The organism is Lacrimispora sp. BS-2 (assembly GCF_040207125.1).
Classification (GTDB): domain Bacteria; phylum Bacillota; class Clostridia; order Lachnospirales; family Lachnospiraceae; genus Lacrimispora.
The window spans coordinates 1293619-1311091 of the sequence record NZ_CP157940.1 but is presented as its reverse complement, the minus strand read 5'-3'; the positions used below and the strand labels follow the sequence as shown (position 1 = coordinate 1311091).

General features: G+C 45.2%; 15 protein-coding genes. All 15 read right to left on the bottom strand.

Annotation, left to right across the window (positions count from 1 at the left end):
- Window positions 1-176: 176 nt before the first annotated feature.
- The 15 genes from ABFV83_RS06240 to ABFV83_RS06170 all read right to left on the bottom strand — a co-directional run bounded on the left by ABFV83_RS06240 (window position 177) and on the right by ABFV83_RS06170 (window position 17394).
- Window positions 177-974 carry an ATP-binding cassette domain-containing protein gene (locus ABFV83_RS06240; protein ID WP_349948054.1) on the bottom strand — a complete coding sequence of 266 codons (798 nt, stop codon included), beginning with the start codon at window positions 972-974 and terminating at the stop codon, window positions 177-179.
- Window positions 975-976: 2 nt separating this feature from the next.
- Window positions 977-1891, bottom strand: a complete 915-nt coding sequence (locus ABFV83_RS06235; RefSeq protein WP_349948053.1) for an ABC transporter permease — start codon at window positions 1889-1891, stop codon at window positions 977-979.
- 223 nt (window positions 1892-2114) lie between these two features.
- Window positions 2115-3134, bottom strand: coding sequence for an ABC transporter substrate-binding protein (locus ABFV83_RS06230; protein WP_349948052.1), 1020 nt, complete (start codon window positions 3132-3134; stop codon window positions 2115-2117).
- Between the two features lie 212 nt (window positions 3135-3346).
- Complete coding sequence (locus tag ABFV83_RS06225; protein ID WP_349948051.1) at window positions 3347-4210, bottom strand: YitT family protein; 864 nt, start codon at window positions 4208-4210, stop codon at window positions 3347-3349.
- Between the two features lie 148 nt (window positions 4211-4358).
- Window positions 4359-5876 (bottom strand): UDP-glucose--hexose-1-phosphate uridylyltransferase, encoded by a 1518-nt coding sequence (galT, locus tag ABFV83_RS06220; protein ID WP_349948050.1) that lies wholly within the window; start codon window positions 5874-5876, stop codon window positions 4359-4361.
- A gap of 90 nt (window positions 5877-5966) precedes the next feature.
- On the bottom strand, window positions 5967-6482 hold the full coding sequence (locus ABFV83_RS06215) for a Gx transporter family protein (protein WP_349948049.1): 516 nt from the start codon (window positions 6480-6482) through the stop codon (window positions 5967-5969).
- A 115-nt stretch (window positions 6483-6597) separates the two neighbouring features.
- On the bottom strand, window positions 6598-7485 hold the full coding sequence (locus ABFV83_RS06210) for a DegV family protein (RefSeq protein ID WP_349948048.1): 888 nt from the start codon (window positions 7483-7485) through the stop codon (window positions 6598-6600).
- 34 nt (window positions 7486-7519) lie between these two features.
- Window positions 7520-8923, bottom strand: coding sequence for an ATP-binding protein (locus ABFV83_RS06205; RefSeq protein WP_349948047.1), 1404 nt, complete (start codon window positions 8921-8923; stop codon window positions 7520-7522).
- Window positions 8924-8966: 43 nt separating this feature from the next.
- Window positions 8967-9656 carry a response regulator transcription factor gene (locus ABFV83_RS06200; RefSeq protein WP_349948046.1) on the bottom strand — a complete coding sequence of 230 codons (690 nt, stop codon included), beginning with the start codon at window positions 9654-9656 and terminating at the stop codon, window positions 8967-8969.
- Window positions 9657-9702: 46 nt separating this feature from the next.
- Window positions 9703-11358: a Na/Pi cotransporter family protein gene (locus ABFV83_RS06195; protein ID WP_349948045.1), complete on the bottom strand. Its 1656-nt coding sequence runs from the start codon at window positions 11356-11358 to the stop codon at window positions 9703-9705.
- Between the two features lie 103 nt (window positions 11359-11461).
- Window positions 11462-12454, bottom strand: coding sequence for a dipeptidase (locus ABFV83_RS06190; protein ID WP_349948044.1), 993 nt, complete (start codon window positions 12452-12454; stop codon window positions 11462-11464).
- A gap of 130 nt (window positions 12455-12584) precedes the next feature.
- The gene (locus ABFV83_RS06185; RefSeq protein ID WP_349948875.1) at window positions 12585-13763 is read right to left on the bottom strand and encodes an ABC transporter permease; all 1179 of its coding nucleotides are present in this window, start codon (window positions 13761-13763) and stop codon (window positions 12585-12587) included.
- Entirely contained in the window at window positions 13747-14406 is a 660-nt protein-coding gene (locus ABFV83_RS06180; protein WP_349948874.1) for an ABC transporter ATP-binding protein, read from the bottom strand. Before ABFV83_RS06180 ends, ABFV83_RS06185 begins: the two co-directional genes overlap by 17 nt.
- Before the next feature lie 71 nt (window positions 14407-14477).
- A complete protein-coding gene (locus ABFV83_RS06175; protein ID WP_349948043.1) occupies window positions 14478-16283 on the bottom strand; it encodes an HlyD family efflux transporter periplasmic adaptor subunit in 1806 nt (601 codons plus the stop codon).
- Between the two features lie 22 nt (window positions 16284-16305).
- Window positions 16306-17394 (bottom strand): S-layer homology domain-containing protein, encoded by a 1089-nt coding sequence (locus ABFV83_RS06170; protein ID WP_349948042.1) that lies wholly within the window; start codon window positions 17392-17394, stop codon window positions 16306-16308.
- Between the last annotated feature and the right edge of the window lie 79 nt (window positions 17395-17473).

Here is a 17473-nt window from a genome sequence, read left to right as displayed (position 1 = left end):
TAAAATGTCATACTTTGCGATATAGGTCCAGCAAAAAATTATTAAGATTATGTTACAAATATTAAATAAGTTACATTCGAGTAATGCAAATTTGAAAAAATAAGCTTCCTGTCACTAAAGCAAATAGCAAAGGACAGGAAACCCTTACAAAGGTCCCTGTCCCATATGTTCAATGGTTATTTCGCCAGAATCATTCTGTCGTTTGAAAATTCCTCACCGCTTGCCTCTTCAAATTTCTTAAGAAGGTCCTCTACTTCCAGTTTCTTTTTTTCTTCCCCTGATACATCATAAATGATGCGGCCTTCATGCATCATGACAAGCCGGTTGCCAATCTGGATGGCATCCTTCATGTTATGAGTGATCATAAGCGTAGTGAGATTTTGTTCTCTTACAATCTCCTGGGTGATTTCCAGAACCTTTTTGGCAGTTTTGGGGTCAAGTGCAGCGGTATGTTCATCAAGGAGAAGGAGTTTTGGTTTTTTCAGAGTTGCCATCAGCAGGGTAAGTGCCTGTCTCTGACCTCCGGAAAGAAGTCCTACCTTATTGGTCATACGGTCCTGAAGTCCCAGTCCCAGTTTATTAAGCGCCTCATGATAATAGGCTTTTTCACTGGTTTTGATTCCCCAGGCAAGGCTTCTTCCCTGGCCCCGCCGATAAGCCAGCGCCATATTTTCCTGTATTTCCATTCCGGCGGCAGTTCCCAGCATAGGATCCTGGAATACCCTGCCGATATACTTGGCTCTTTTGTACTCCGGATCCCTGGAAATATTGATCCCATCAATCTGGATCTTTCCGGAATCAATCGGATACACTCCTGCTATCATATTCAACATCGTGGACTTTCCCGCTCCGTTCCCGCCGATCACAGTGACAAAATCACCTTCGCTCAGATGGAGGTCAATGCCATTCAATGCCTTTTTTTCATTGATGGTGTTTATATTAAATGTTTTTCTCACATTTTTAATATCCAGCACAGTTATTCTCCTCCTTCTGTATAAGATTTTCTGATGCGCCATTTATTCGCCATAACCGGTACGCAAAGCGCCACTGCAACGATCACAGCCGACAGCAGCTTCATATCATTGGCATTCATGCCCATTCTCAAAACCACGGCACGGATCACAAAATATATGACAGAACCAACTACTGCAGAGGTAAGCTTGCTTGCAAAGGAGCGCAGCTTTCCCATCAGTACATCACCAATGACAATAGCGGCAAGGCCGATGACAATGGCACCGGTCCCCATACCGATATCCGCATATTTCTGGCTTTGACAGACCAGCCCTCCGGAAAGTCCCACAAGCCCGTTGCTGATGGTAAGTGCCAGAAGCTTTGTCCAGTTCGTATTGACGCCCTGGGCGCGGATCATGGCCTGATTATTGCCTGTAGCGCGCATGGCGCTGCCGATTTCCGTCCCAAAGAACCAGTAAAGAAGGGAAATCATAAGGATTGCCAGCCCGATTCCGATGATCATGGCGGCGGCCTGCTTGCTTAATCCGGTTACAGCTATGAATTTAGACATAATCGTATCTGTCTTTAAAAGCGGCACATTACTCTTTCCACCCATGATCCGGAGATTAATGGACCAAAGCCCGATCTGCGTCAGGATTCCTGCCAGAATTGCCGGTATCTCAAAGATCGTATGGAGCATTCCGGTCACTGCTCCGGCTGACATCCCGGCCACCACCGCAACCCCTAAGGCAACCCAGGGATCTGCATGAAAATTCAGTATCATAACAGCGCATACACAGCCGCCCATGGCAAAGCTTCCATCTACCGTCAAATCGGCAATATCCAACAGTTTGTAGGTAATGTAAACCCCTAAAACCATAATCCCCCATAAAACCCCCTGAACAACTGCATCCTGAAGGGATACCAGCAAACCACTCATCAATCATTCCTCCGCATATTTTCTCATTTCATATTTCCTGCCCATGTATTTTGGGCAGAGCCCACCCCGCTTTACCGGGTGTAAAGGTATGCCCGAAGGGCGTTCATAGGCATAAATGCCTTACATAAAAAATGAAATCCCCATCCTTTATGTAAAGCATCTATGGATGGCAGGCGGGCCAGTCAAATGGCCATGCCTGCCGTTCATTCCTGTTTCATTCTGTTTATTCAAGGCCGGAAACATCAATCCCAAGAGTCTTTGCAGTTTCCTCATTGACAGTCAGCTTGCACTTATCTAAAGGAAGGTATTCAATGGGCATCTTGGAGATATCCGCACCCTCTTTTAAGATCTTCACTGCCTGCTGACCGGTTAAGTAACCCAGTTCATAATAATCAATGCCGTATGTAGCAAGACCGCCAGCCTTTACCATGCCTTCTTCCCCACAAATCACCGGAATGCCGTTTTCATTGGCTACCATGCTGACGGTTGCCATACCTGCAGCAATGGTATTATCAGTGGGAACATAGAGGGCATCGATCTTGCCTACCATGGAGGTAACCACCGTCTGGATCTCGTTGGAGCTGGACACGGTGTACTCCACTGCTGTCATGCCTTCTGCTTCAATTGCTTCTTTTGCCATCTTGGCCTGAATCTCAGAGTTGGATTCTGCGGAACAGAAAAGGATTCCAACGTTTTTTGCATCAGGGAGAATCTGCTTTAACAGGGATATCTGCTCTTTCACAGGAGTTAAATCAGAGGTTCCGCTTACGTTTCCGCCTGGATTATCGTTGCTTTCAACCAAATCTGAGGCTGCCGGATCAGTGACCGCTGTCATCAGAATCGGTATATCGCTTGTAGCTCCTGCCACAGCCTGAGCTGCCGGTGTTGCGATGGCAAGGATCAAATCATCTTTGTCATTGACCAGCTTGCTGGCAATGGTCTGGCACGTAGGCTGGTCACCGGAGGCATTCTGCTGGTCAACGGTATAGTTAAGACCTGCATCATCAAGTGCCTGGATAAAGCCCTTATTGGTTGCATCTAAGGCTGCATGCTGCACAAGCTGGAGAACCCCGATTTTAAACTGCTTTCCATCTTCCGTCTTTTCTGCCGTGGATTCTGCCGCTTCGCCTGTCTTTTCCGCCGCAGAGGTTGCCGGATCCGATGTTTTGCTGCCGCAAGCTGATAAGGACATCATCATAGCGCCGGCAAGAACCAGTGATAAAACTTTTGCTGATTTTTTCATAATCTTCTCTCCTCTTCCTTCCAAAATTTCGTCCTTTTTGGAACTTAATTCGTATCATACTACAAAAAAGACAAGCCGTCAATTTTATTACTTTAATTTTATGTGTTTTTAAAGCGCTAAAGTGCATTTTTGTAAAAAATGACGATAACAGAAGCCGCTATTCCTGCTCTGTTCGCCAAAAAGACCGGAGAATTTAAATTCTCCGGTCTTGATTAATTTGCCAGAAATCCATTTCCTATAATTTCACTGGAATTGGATATCAGTATAAATGCTGATGGTTCCACAGTACGTATATACTTTTTAAGCTTAAGTGCCTGGGAACGTTTCATGGTTGTCAGGATCACTGTCTTTTTATGATGGCTGAAAGCGCCCTGTGCCTCGTAAACCGTAGCGCTCCTGTTAAGTCCGTGTATGATATAATCGCAAATGGGCACCGGATCATCGCAGATGATGCTAAAGCATTTGCATAAGTTGATATTCTCAATGACATCACCGATGATAAGAGATTTAGCCAATAGACCTAGAGAAGAGAACAGTCCGGTCTCCGGTCCGAATACAAAGTAGGCCAGGATGACCCCTGCCAAATCCACCAGTAAAAGCACGGTTCCTATGTTAAGGCTGGTGTACCGTTTCAGTATCATGGCAATAATGTCCGTTCCTCCGCTGGAAGCTCCCGTGTTAAAAAGGATGGCAGTGCCAACGCTTGGCAAAAGAATGGCAAAAATCAGTTCCAAAAGCGGTTCCTTCGTAAGAGGTTTTGTAATAGGATACAGCCGTTCCAAAAAATATAGAAATACGGACATCAGGATAGTGGCGTAAACCGTTTTGATCCCAAAGCTCCGTCCCAGGAAGAGAAAGCCAAGCACCAGCAATACGGTGTTCACAATGTTTGTAAACTCACTGGCCGACCAATGGGTTAATGCACTGAAAACTGTTGCAAACCCTGTGACACCTCCGAATGCAAAATTATTGGGGAATTTGAAAAAATAGATTCCCACCACCATAATCCAGATGCTGAACGTGATCAGTCCATACTCTGTAAGCGTTCTCAGTGTTTTGTTTTCTATCTGCTTCATGACTGTTTATCTGCTCCCCTCCGGCTTCCTTTAGCCGGTTTAGTCCAATTATTGAGTGAATTTAATATTTCCTTCCACTACAACTCGACTATACCTCAAAGGGGCGGTAATTACAAACACCAATCCATCTGATGGGCTCACAGCCTTTCTATTGTGAACAAGGTTTAAATCCCACACTGGCAAGGAACCGTTTAAACCCGTTTCGTCCCTGTTCATCACATTTGTAAACGCCCGAATCCTCCAGGACCCGCTCAAATACCAGGCCAACCTCCTTTTTTAAAATATCATCCACGTTTTCTTTTGTCACGTTTTCATATTTTCCAAGAAAACCCTCCGCCCAGTCCGCGTGCTTCTCAATGGTTTTATCATCTCTTATATCTTTTCCTTCCACAATGCACCTGGCCAGCAGATTCAGCTCTTCCTTTAGTCTGGAAGGCAGGACCGCCAATCCCATGACCTCAATTAAGCCGATATTCTCTTTTTTGATGTGATGAAGCTCCTGATGAGGGTGATAAACACCAAGAGGGAATTCTTCTGTGGTGATATTGTTTCTTAAGACCAGATCAAGCTCATATACACCATCCCGCATTCTGGCAATTGGGGTGATGGTGTTATGAGGCTCCCCCTCCGTTTCCGCAAAGATAAAGGCTTCCTCATCCGTATAAGCTCTCCAGGCACCCAGAACCTTTGTCCCAAGGGCAATTAAGTCCTCTGGGTTCTTGCTCCTGGTTCGCAGTACGGACATGGGCCATTTCACGATTCCGGCTTCCACTCCTTCAAAGCCTTCCATCTGGAAACAGTTCTCCAAAGGAGCCTTAGCCATGGCAAAATCATAATTCCCCCCCTGGAAATGGTCGTGGGAAAGGATGGATCCTCCTACAATGGGCAGATCCGCATTGGAACCAAGAAAATAGTGTGGGAACAGCTTTACAAAATCAAACAGCTTTACAAAGGTGTCTCTCTCTATCTTCATGGGGATGTGCCGGCCGTTGAAAACGATACAGTGTTCGTTATAATAAACATAGGGGGAATACTGAAACCCCCACTCACCGTTGTTGATTTTAAGACGGATGATCCTGTGGTTATTTCTGGCCGGATGGTTTGTCCTTCCCGCATAACCCTCATTTTCCATGCAAAGCTGGCATTTGGGATAACCGCTTTGTTTCACAAGCTTTGCGGCGGCAATGGCCTTTGGATCCTTCTCAGGCTTTGATAAATTCACCGTAATGTCCAGATCGCCGTATTTAGTAGGTGTCACCCACCGCATGTCCTTTTTGATCCGATAACGCCTGATATAATCAGAATCCTGGCTCAGTTTATAATAATATCCGGTTGCAGTCTCAGGTGACTGACTCTGATACAGATTCCAGAACGTCTTTTCTACTTCACCCGGCCTTGGCATCAGACAATTCATCAGCTTTGTATCAAACAAGTCCCGGTATGTAACGCTGTCTTCTTCTATTATTCCGGCCTGGCAGGCATAATCCAGCAATTCCTTTAAAACAGCTTCCAGATCAATATGGTCCCATTCTCCTGGCTGCTCCTCATATTCGTCCATCATCATTACATCAAGGATCTGGTTAAGGGCATAAAAACGGTCCGTTTCCTCGATCAAGCCTGTGTTAAGTCCATATTGTACCAGTTTCTTAATTGCCTCATACATCATTGTGGTGTCCCTCCTGGTTTCTTTTCTCCTTATATACCTATCCAATTATACCTTTCTAAAAGGAGCAAAACAATATACTATATTTTGTTTTTATTGCATTTTTTTAATATAATTATTGATCCGGCTAATGATCATGCCGCCTAGGATCCCTATGATAAGTCCTGCGGCCGTACCTGCTACCAGAAGCATGGGAAGATAAAAGAACACTCCTGCCTGTTTGACCACAAGGGCTGCCACGCAAACCTGTCCGATGTTATGACCCACACCTCCCAGAATACTGATTCCCGTTGTACCCATCCAGTTTTTTCTCTTGCAAAGAACCATTAGAAGAAGGCTTAAGCTCCAGCCTCCCAGGCTGTAGACCATGGCAAATAAGTTTCCAAAGGTAAATCCGGTGAGAATGATCCTCAAAAGTGAAATAAAAACCGTTCCGCCTGTCCCTACCGTATAGAGCCCCACAATTGTGACCAGATTGGCAAGTCCCAGCTTTACTCCCGGTATTCCAAGAGAAATGGGAATCAGAGTTTCTACAAAGCTGAGAACAAAGGCCAGTGCAATCAGCATTCCGTATAACGCTGCCACATGTGCTGAATTTTTAACTTTCATAAGAGCTCTCCTTTTTCCTGCATTCAGCCTTTATCTTATCACACTTTGGTGTTTATGTAAAAGAAAATCCCGGAGAGCATCCTCATTATCAGGAAAATACTCTCCGGGAGAAAAACTAATCCATTCTTTTGTCACCCCAGAAAAATAATGCCACAGTACCAGGACCTGTATGGGAACCGATGACAGCACCAATGCTGTTTAACAGCACCTTTTCAGAAAGCCTTGGGAAGCGCTCTTCCACCAGGGCCGCTACTTCCCTGGCATCATTTTCACAGGCGGAATAAGAGATAAAGCATTTCCCGCTGTAATCCCTTCCGCCGTCCGCATGGGCTTCCATTGTGTTTACAATCTCATGGATTGCTTTCTTCTTGGTACGGATCTTCTGCCTGGGGACCAGATGCCCCTTGCCGTCAACACTCATAAGAGGGCAGATATTAAGCACAGTACCAAGCATTGCGGATGTGGCTGAGATCCTGCCTCCCCGCTTAAAACTGGTTAAATCCGTGGAGAAGAACCAGTGATGCACAAATAGCTTGTTATTCTCCACCCATTCACTTGCTTCTTCCAGGGAAACACCCTTATCCCTTAAGTCGGCCACTGCATCGGTCAGAAGTCCATAGCCGGCAGAAGCCCCAAGGGAATCCACAATGACGATTTTTCTTTCCGGATACTTAGAGCTCATTTCTTCCCTGGCCACGCAGGCAGAATTGTAGGTTCCTGAAATGCCGGAGGAAAGGGTGAGGTGCAGAATATCCTTGCCTTCCTTTAAAAATGGTTCAAAAAAATCACAATATTCTTCCACATTTACCTGGGAAGTCACAGGGGCCGCACCTTTGGCGATCCGGCTATAAAACTCAGGAAAGGGAATACTCTGTCCTAAATCATCCGGATAGGTGACGCCATCCATTGTATAGTGAAAACACACATAGGGAATTTGGCGCTGTTCAAAAAATTCCTTCTTCATATCTACTGTAGAACAGCAGGTTAAAACAAAACTTCCCATATCTGTACACCTCCTATCATTTGCTGAATCAATATTAACACATTTTTTCCTGAATTGGAATCTTTACAACAAATTCCGTTCCCACATCAAGCTCTGAACGGACGGTAATGGTACCATGATAAAAATTTACGATGTGCTTTACGATAGAAAGTCCCAGGCCGGTCCCGCCCTGTTTTTTGCTACGCCCCTTGTCCACACGGTAAAACCGCTCAAAAATACGGTTTAAAGATTCTTTTGGGATACCCATCCCATTATCTTTAACACGGATTATCACATTGTGGTCCTCTTCTGTCACTGTGACCCATACCTGGCCGCCGGGTTTGTTATATTTGACCGCATTGCTTATAAGATTTCCAAAAAGCTCCTTCATCTGCTGTCCATTGGCATAAATACAAAGAGGCTTGCAGTCTACATGGATGATGACTTCATGAGATGCAACCAGCGGTTTTAAAGATTCGACGATATCATCTAAAAGAATGGACAGGCGCACATCACTTTTTAAGACCTCTGCTTCCTTTGCCTCAAGCCGGGAAATCATCAGGATGTCATTGATGAGGTGATTCATATTGACCGCTTCCTTTTTGATCCGCCTTATAAAATCCATCTTTTGTTCTTCATCCTGAATGATCCCGCTTTCTAAAAGCTCCGCATACCCTTGAACCGATGTGATGGGAGTTTTCAGCTCATGGGAAGCATTGCTGAAAAATTCCTGGCGGATCTGCTTTTCCAGCTCAATCTGGTTTAAATATTCTTTTATATTTTTAGACATTGACCTGGTTGTTTCCGCTATAATATTAATCTCCGGATACTGATAGGTTTCAAAGGAAAGGTCTGTATAATCCCCATTTACTTTTAACATTTCCTGGGAAATTTCCTTTAACGGTCTTGTAATGGATTTTGAAAAGCTGTCCGCCGAAAATGCGGAATACATAATGGCCACCAGAAAGCTGAGCCAGATCGAAGGCAATAACAGCATCAGATATTCTTTCATGCCGGAATATGGAATTGCCATACGAAGAATATAATCCGCCCGTGAGGAGCGGATTGCCACGTAAAGCATATTTTCCTTAAGGGTCTCGGAATAGCGCCTGGCCGTGCCGGTTCCCTCTGAAAGAGCTTCTTTCACTTCTTCCCTGTCCAAATGATTATCCAGGGGGGCGGCCGGTACATTTCCAGTATCGGCCACAATGCTTCCATCCATGCGTATAATTGTAAAACGGCTTTCATTCTCTCCCAGTGACTGCTTAATGCCTCCTATTTCTCCGGCAAGATCGCCGGAATAATCCAGGATCTCATCCATGGCTCTTAAGGTGTATGTCATATCTTTTCTGGAATTTTTAAGCAATGCACTGCTGGAGGCAATATAAAAAACAGAGCAGCTGAGTATCAGCACTACTAAAATGATCTGGATAAATTTTTTAAAGATCACGCTTCTCATAGATTCCCTCATTATGCGGCATATAGCCAGACTATAAATTTCCCTACTCTTCCGTCTTAATAAAACGATAGCCTACGCCGCGGATCGTCTTGATGCAGGAACCGCCGTTTTCTCCCAGCTTTTGCCGGAGTGTACGGATATGCATATCCAGGGTCCTGGTCTCCCCATCGTAATCATACCCCCAGATATGATTTAAAAGCTCATCTCTGGTGACGACCTTATTATGGTTCTCCATCAAATACTGCAAAAGCTCAAACTCCTTTAACGTCAGTTCAACCTTGACACCGTCACAATGGACCTCTCTTGTCTTTTTATTTAAGCTTAAGCAATATTGATTCAGTTCGTTTGAGTCAGCCTGTCCTCTGGTGCTGCGCCGCAAAAGACTTCGGATCCTGGCGGCCAGCTCCATGACTCCAAAGGGCTTTGTCATATAGTCGTCGGCTCCGCCGTCAAGTCCGGCCACCTTATCAAACTCTCTGTCTTTTGCGGTCAGAATAAGAACTGGAATATCCTTTAAAGACTCATTTTTCCGAATCCTGCGAATGGCTGTCAGTCCGTCCATACCGGGAAGCATCAGATCAAACACCGCCAGGGCCGGCTTGTCTGACTCAATATGCCTTAAGGCTTCCTCCGCCATCTCAAATGCAGATACTTCATAACCAAAACCTTCCAGGGCAATTTTAATTAAGTCCCTGATGTTGTCGTCGTCTTCAATTACATAGATACGCTCCATACATTCTCCTTTCCTCTTTCCTACCCGCAGGACGTTCCGTTTTCTGCTACATTTCATCCCTCACGTAACCTGCAATATTATGAGCATGGTCAGAAATACGTTCCAGATTGCTTAAGGCATCTAAAAAGATGACTCCGTTTTCCGGCTTACAGGTTTGTGCGGATAATCGTTCGATATGGCGTTCTCTTAATTCCTCTTCCAGGCTGTCCACACGTTCTTCACTTTGGATCACTGCACGGACCTCTGACATGTCTCCAGTCTCCCTGGCTTTTATGGCATGCTCCAGAGAGGAACGAACCTCCTTAATCATTTCCTTGATTTCATTTTCAGCTTCCTTTGAAAAAATAATGTTCCGGTTGGCTTTTTCCATTGCCAGTTCGGATAAGTTCTCACAGTGATCACTGACCCGCTCAAAATCGCTGATCGTATAAAATAAGTTTTTAACCAGAAGATGCTGCTCCTCGTTTAAGGACTGGTTGTTGATTTTTATCAGATAATCTGTGAGCATCTTTTCATAATCATTGATCTTCTGTTCCATTTTTTCCACAAGCTTTGCTTCTGCCCTGTTGTTGCCAAGAATAGCGGCAGCCGCTAAGTCTAAGTTTTCCATGGCAGCATTTCCCATGCTCACAACTTCATGATTTACATTTTCAATGGCAAAAGAAGGAGTCTCTAAAATTCTCTCATCCAGATGGCGCTTCATCTGGGTATCAGGATCCATTGGAGCTTCCTTTTTATTCTCCCGTACAAAGAAGCCTGAGGCCTTTACCAGAAGACCGGCAAAGGGGAATAAAATAATGGTATTGCTCACATTAAATATGGTATGGAAGATGGATATTCCCACACTGCTGATTCGTGAAGCCGCAAAAACCGGATTCAACTTAAACACTACAAACATGATACAGCCGAAAATAACAGCACCGACCACATTAAAAAGAAGATGAATGACAGCGGCGCGTTTGGCCGTTTTGTTAGCTCCCACACTGGAAAGCAGAGCGGTTACACAGGTACCGATATTCTGCCCTAAGGTGATAAAAATCGCTGACTGCCAGTTTACGATTCCGTTGAGAGCCAGAGTCTGCAAAATTCCTACGGAGGCTGAGGAGCTTTGGATGATGCCGGTAACAACAAGTCCTGCTAATATTCCAAGAAGTGGATTTCTTCCCATAATGGAAAATGCCTGGCTGAAAATAGGGGCGTTCCTGTAAGGAGTGATGGAATCTGACATGAACGTAAGCCCAATAAACAGCACACCAAAGCCTACCAGGATCTCACCAATCTGTTTTTTCTTTCCGCTTCCGGTAAAGAGGCTTAAAACAGCGCCCACACCTACCAGGGCCGGAGCAAAAAACTCGGGCTTCATCATCTCTCCCCATTCACTCATGGATACGATCCAGCTGGTAACGGTTGTTCCGATGTTGGCGCCCATAATGATGCCAACGGCCTGCTCCAGATTGATGATCCCGGCATTTACAAATCCTACCACCATGACTGTGGTGGCTGAGCTGCTCTGGATGATGGCGGTAATTCCGGTTCCTAAAAGCACACCCATGAGCCGGTTGCTGGTCAGGACTCCTAAAAGCTGCTGCATTTTATGGCCTGCTGATTTTTGGAGTCCGTCGGCCATGGCGTCCATTCCATAAAGGAACATCCCCAGTCCCCCGATGAATTTAAATAGCATTTGTATTTCTGTAATTGACATAGCATCCTCCAAGTTTTTCATGATAGTACATTATTGTAAACACTATATCAAGTCTATGTAAAAAAATATGCACGTAAATGTAAAATTTATGTAAAATTTTGTCTTAATGTAAAATTTCTTTATAAACCCGAAGGACATTCCCATAAAAGACTGCCTCAATTTCCCTTTCTGAAAATCCCTCTTTTTTCATATAAGCTTCCAAAAGGGGTAAGTCTTCCGGAGATTTAAGCTCTAAATCCCCTCCGATTCCATCAAAATCCGATCCAAGCCCAATACACTGGATTCCTCCAACCTTCTTTATATGCTTCATATGGGAAACCATATCTTCCACCCTGCTTAAGACTCCTTCTCCCTTTTTCCAGTCATGAAGAAAATCGGCGCAATAATTGATTCCGGTGACGCCGCCCCGTTCTGAAAGTTTTTTTATCATATCATCCGTTAAGTTTCTGGGATTGGAGGCAATGGCCCTGGCATTGGAATGGCTGGCCACAAACGGCTTTTCCGTATACCGGAACACGTCTTCTATCCCGGCATCTGACAAATGGGACACATCAATGACGATTCCCAGTCTTTCCATCTCCCGGACAAATTCAATTCCTTTTTCCGTAAGCCCATGCTCCGTTTCCGGTTCAAAAAAGGCCTCTCCGTTTTCCTCCCAGATCCGGTTGGGATGTCCCAGCTCATTTTTATAGTTCCAGGTAAGGGTCGCCATACGGACTCCCAGCCGGTAAAAATTCCTTAAGAACGCCGGTTCTCCCTGGCAGACGCCTCCTTCCTCTATGGTCAGCATGGCAGACATTCTCCCATTTTTCCGGTTTTCTTCAATGTCCCTGTAGCTTTTTACAATACCAATCATATCCTCATATTTTTCCAGCTCAATATAAAAGAGGTCAACAAGCTTCATACAATATTCAAACGGCTGTTCCTGCCTGGCGAGATTTGTAAACAGGGCAAAGTTCTGTAAGCAGTAATCTCCTTTTTTCATTCGCTCCAAATCAATATGGCAGTCATTTTTTAAGACGGAAAAGACCTTTCCTTCTTCCTTCCGGTAAAAAAGCTCTGAAATGGTATCACAGTGCATATCAACAACCTTCATAATTCTTCCCTTTCTCATGCTCCACTAATTTACTCTACGCAAAAGGAGCAGCCCAAATATGAGCTACTCCTTTGGTAACTATGCAAATAGTATCACCAATATGATAGATTTGCAAGAAATTGTTGGTTTTTTACTCGCTGCGCAGAGCATCAATGGGGTTTAAATCAGCAGCTCTTCTGGCAGGCATATAGCCGAACAAAAGGCCGATTCCAACGGATACGCTAAAGGATACCATGACGGCAGCCGGTGTTGGGGTTGCATTCATACCCATGGCAGTTCCAATGACTGTGGTTGCCACAGAGCCTGCCAGGATACCCACTACCCCGCCAAGAGAGCTGGTAACTGCGGCTTCTATAACAAACTGCTGCATGATGTTGTGTTTTTTTGCTCCCAACGCCTTCCTGATCCCTATTTCCCTGGTGCGTTCCGTTACCGACACCAGCATGATGTTCATGACACCCACTCCTGCAACTAAAAGAGAGATCCCGGCGATTCCGCCAAGCATCATGGACATCATGGAAATCATGGAATTTAAGGAGTCTAAAAGCTCACTCATTGCAGTAATCCGGTATAAGTCCTCATCCTTAAAGGTCCCATAAAGAAAGGTGTTAATGGCCTCCTTGGCCTCTGCGGTATGGTCTATATCAGCGGTGGCAAAGACATAGCTGTTTATGTCCGCAGTGTTGTTCATTTTGGCTGCACTGCTGTAGGGAAGGTACAATACGTCGTCCGAACCCCCGGCCTCAAGCTCAGCCTCATCCTGCCTGGAAACCACGCCAACGATCCTGTAGGCATACCCGTTTATTTTTATGGACTGGCCAATGGCTTTTTCTGCTCCTCCGTATAATTCCCAGGCCACATAATAGCCTGCAACACAAACTTTTTGCCTGGACAGGATATCGGAATACTGGAGGAACCGTCCTGAATCCAGGGTCTGATCCTTCATTTCCAAATATTCCTCGCTGACGCCGGATACGGAAGTATTGGTCAGTGATTCCGTTCCGTTTTTTAAGGTAGAGGATAAAGAAACCTTTGGCGTCATCTGAGAAAAAAGATTTCTGTTGTCTTTATAAAATTCATACATCTGATCCACGGTTATGGACCTGGATGAAAGATTGGTTACGTTCACATTGATCTGGTTGGTGCCCATGCTGGCAAAACGTTCCGTCATATAGGACATTTGCCCGTTTACAAGGCTTACCAGAATAATGACCGATGCCACGCCGATAATGATTCCAAGCATGGTGAGAAAGGAACGCATCTTATTGCTCCAGATGCTCTTTAAAGCCATTTTAAAGGATTGCAGAATATTCATTTACGTCTCCATCGAAATTAATCTTACCATCGTGTACCCGGATCACCCGCCTGGCTTCCCGGGCAATGGCCCTGTCATGGGTGATCATGACAATGGTATTCCCTTCATCGTTCAGCTTTTTTAAGAAATTAAGGACTTCCCGGCTGGTTTTTGAATCCAGGGCTCCAGTAGGTTCATCAGCCAGAATAAGGGAGGGATCTCCTGCCAGTGCCCTTGCAATGGAAGCCCTCTGCTGCTGGCCTCCGGAAAGCTGGTTAGGAAAATTTTTCCACTTTTCCGCCAGACCTACCCGCTCCAGAGAGGCCATAGCCCGTTTGTTCCGTTCATTGGCCCCTGCCCCTGCATATAACAGGGGCAGTTCCACATTTTCAAGAAGATTCAGTCTGGGAAGCAGATTATACTGCTGGAAGATAAAGCCGATCATCTTATTCCGTATCCCTGCCAGCTGGTTATCCGACATCCTGCCCACATCCTCACTGCCCAGAAGATATTCTCCTGAGGTGGGAACATCCAGTGCACCTATGATATTCATAAGCGTAGATTTTCCGCTTCCCGACTTTCCTACAATCGCCACGAATTCCCCGCGGCAAATGGTTAAGGATACTCCGTTGTTTGCACGGACCTCTTCCTCTCCCATTTGATATACTTTATAGATATCCTTTAATTCAATCAAGGTATTTTCCACGTTATATAACCTCCTTACGGCTGTCAGGGCTGGAAACCGCCGCTGCCTGCACCGCGGCCTCCGCTTCCTGAACCGCCGCCGTTACCTGTACTCCGGCTTCCACTGCCGGAACCGCCGCTTCCTATGCTCCGGTTTCCACCGCCGGAACCTCCTGGGGATACATTTATACCGCCCATGGTTCCCGGTATCATGATATTTGTTGAGGAGCCTACAGTGGATTGTGCAACGTAAACCTCCTGATTCTCTTCCAGTCCGCCGGTGATTTCCACATAATCATCATTGATCAGGCCTGTGGTAACTTCTGTGGCTCTAAAACCTGCGGGAATGTTCCCCTTAGCCTCCTTCACCGTTTCATCCTTTACATAAACCTGATTTCCCCGCATCAGCGCATCAGCCGGTACGGCAAGGACATCGCTGGCTTTATCCAGAATGATCACTCCGTCTACGTTCATTCCGGGGAGAAGCTCATCCATGCCGTCATTTAAGGTGACAGTAACCGGATAAGTGGTAACGCCGTTGGAGGCAGAGCTTTCCAGGCTTACATTTGTAACTGTGCCGGAAAAGGTTTTACCGGCTACGGCATCCGCCGTAATAATTACCTCCTGACCCACTTTAACGGACTTGACATCCAATTCATCCACAGACATTTTAAAGGTATAGCCTGACATATCGTATATGACTGCCAGAGTTGTACTTCCGCTGGAGCTTTTGGTGATCTTATCTCCTGCCTTCACGTTTTTTGTAATGACCTTTCCGGATATGGGAGCAGTGATGGTGTAATTATCATAAGTATTCTGAGTGCTCTCCAGCTTGCTTTTTGCTCCTTCTAAAGCTTCCTGGGCCTTTTCCAAAGTATCTTTATAAGTGCGGAGCAGCTTATCCGCAGACTTGCTTTCCATTGTAAAAAGCGGAGTTCCCTTTGTTACATAGTCCCCTTCATGAACCAGCAGAGTTCCAACCTCTACGCCGGAAGATAGGTCTGCTTTTATGGTCGTCTCAAGCTTCGGCTCAAAGGCCGCTTCCATACTGCACACATAATCACCGACCGTGGCCGTAGCCGGGGTTTCCGTGGTAAGACCGCCTGGATTTGTCACTTCAATGGTGACATAACGGACGATGCGTCCGCCTGTTAAGGTTACATCCATATTGCTGACGGAAGTGACCACACCCTGGATCTGTTCTCCTGTATCAGTAAGAGTTAAACCCGCCTCCTGTCCTGTCGTTATCTGGGAAGCCTCCCCGGAAAGGAACGGAAGCTTGATTTTCATGGTCTTATCATCGTAGATGGAAGCAATTTCCGTATTGTTTCCCACCTTATCCCCTTCCTTAATGGAAAGAGACTTTATGTACCCGCTCTCAGTAGATTTATAGGTGTTTCCGCTGTAATCACCTAAGGCAGAATTATAATCATCCAATGCTGCTTCATAATTTTCCTGGGCTCTTGAAAGGGAGTTGTTTACAGATGTCATCTCTGATTCCATGGATGAGGTGTCGATCTGATAGAGGATCTGTCCCTTTTCCACCTCATCTCCCTCTTCAAAATCAGCTGCAATGACTTCTCCTTCAATCAAAGAGGTTATGTCATAGGTATTCTGGGGAGAAATGGTTCCGGAGGAGGATAGCTCAGAAACGATATCCTGCTTTGTTACCTTTGCAGTTCTTATGCTCTTTGCAGTGGCTGATGCTGCCTTTGACTTTTTAAAGCCTGCGGCCGCCATGACTCCGGCCAGCACCGCAAGGATTATGATCAGAAAAACCAAAACTTTTTTTCCCTTTATCCGGCCTTTTCTTTTTTCTTTTGAAAATAATTTCTGAATGATTTTTTTCATTCCGGCTTCTCCTGTTAATCTTCTATTCTATATAATCAATGACAGTCCGGGTTTCATTTCCATCCTTGTCTACAGACAGGGTGTAGACCAGATTCACGGTATCTCCTACCCTTAAGTCCCCATAGGAAGAAAATGCAAACTTCATCTCAGTGCTGGTAAGCTCATAGGTGTTGCCGTCATCCAGTATGATTGCTCCCGGCGTCATTAAATCCGCAGAATCATAGACCACGTTGGTAATTTCTCCAAATACGGCGGAACGTCCGTTTTCATTTTCATTTCCAACGGTATAAAGCCACACGGTTTTAGAAATCGTATGATAATATACCAGGACTCCATCTGAGCTTTCCAGGGAAACATCAATTGCATCACTGGAATTTGTAACAGGTTCTCCGTCAAGATAAATATTGGCATCACTAAGCTTAAAAGGTAAAATAGAGTTGAGTCTGCTCTTGCTTTTTGCAATTTTCGGTCCCTTGATGCTGTTGTCGACCATTGTAAACGGATCGATCTCACCATCACTTGTCAATTCGCAGTTCAAGCTTTTTCCAAACATGGTTCCAGACTTTGTATCTGTTTTTAACAAATTATAAAACAGATTGATACAATCCGATTTATTTAAGATTTCCAAAGCCTCTTTATTCAGATTCTCATCTAATTCCAGAAAATGATATTTGGAAAGCCTGGAACCGGACTGGTCACCGGTAAAATCAGAATTTACATATCCTAAAAGTCCCAGAACTCCTTTTACCGCCTCCTGAAGTGTTATGGATTCGTCTGGTTTGAAATTTCCGCCCAGATATCCGTTCATCCACCCCTGTTCCGCTGCAATCCGGATCTGGGCCGCATATTCATGGTTTCTTGGCACATCGGCAAATACGGAAGTGTTGCTGGTTTTGCCGGCCGTGCTTCGATAGGAAGAGGCATTTACCAGCATACCGGCAAATTCCCCCCGCGTTACTGACAGATCCGGATTCCCAACACTCATGATTCCCGAGACTCCGATTACCTTTTTCCTTAAATCAAAATTACTTGATGCCTCCGTTATCATAGGACTGACTGCCGTCGCCGCCATTGCAAAAGCCAGGGAAGCCGCTATTCTCCGTCTGTTCATCCAGTTTCTCCTCTCATTATTCAAATCTGATGCTTATTTTAACAGGCTCATATGTCGGTTTTGTGATAGTAAGCTGAAA

Coding starts and splice junctions, on each gene's coding strand:
- ABFV83_RS06200 (WP_349948046.1), bottom strand. CDS start 9,656: ATGGAGCGTATCTATGTAATTGAAGACGACGACAACATCAGGGACTTA.
- galT (WP_349948050.1), bottom strand. CDS start 5,876: ATGATGTATGAGGCAATTAAGAAACTGGTACAATATGGACTTAACACA.
- ABFV83_RS06210 (WP_349948048.1), bottom strand. CDS start 7,485: ATGGGAAGTTTTGTTTTAACCTGCTGTTCTACAGTAGATATGAAGAAG.
- ABFV83_RS06195 (WP_349948045.1), bottom strand. CDS start 11,358: ATGTCAATTACAGAAATACAAATGCTATTTAAATTCATCGGGGGACTG.
- ABFV83_RS06175 (WP_349948043.1), bottom strand. CDS start 16,283: ATGAAAAAAATCATTCAGAAATTATTTTCAAAAGAAAAAAGAAAAGGC.
- ABFV83_RS06235 (WP_349948053.1), bottom strand. CDS start 1,891: ATGAGTGGTTTGCTGGTATCCCTTCAGGATGCAGTTGTTCAGGGGGTT.
- ABFV83_RS06190 (WP_349948044.1), bottom strand. CDS start 12,454: ATGAAGGTTGTTGATATGCACTGTGATACCATTTCAGAGCTTTTTTAC.
- ABFV83_RS06225 (WP_349948051.1), bottom strand. CDS start 4,210: ATGAAGCAGATAGAAAACAAAACACTGAGAACGCTTACAGAGTATGGA.
- ABFV83_RS06170 (WP_349948042.1), bottom strand. CDS start 17,394: ATGAACAGACGGAGAATAGCGGCTTCCCTGGCTTTTGCAATGGCGGCG.
- ABFV83_RS06215 (WP_349948049.1), bottom strand. CDS start 6,482: ATGAAAGTTAAAAATTCAGCACATGTGGCAGCGTTATACGGAATGCTG.
- ABFV83_RS06180 (WP_349948874.1), bottom strand. CDS start 14,406: ATGGGAGAGGAAGAGGTCCGTGCAAACAACGGAGTATCCTTAACCATT.
- ABFV83_RS06205 (WP_349948047.1), bottom strand. CDS start 8,923: ATGAGAAGCGTGATCTTTAAAAAATTTATCCAGATCATTTTAGTAGTG.
- ABFV83_RS06230 (WP_349948052.1), bottom strand. CDS start 3,134: ATGAAAAAATCAGCAAAAGTTTTATCACTGGTTCTTGCCGGCGCTATG.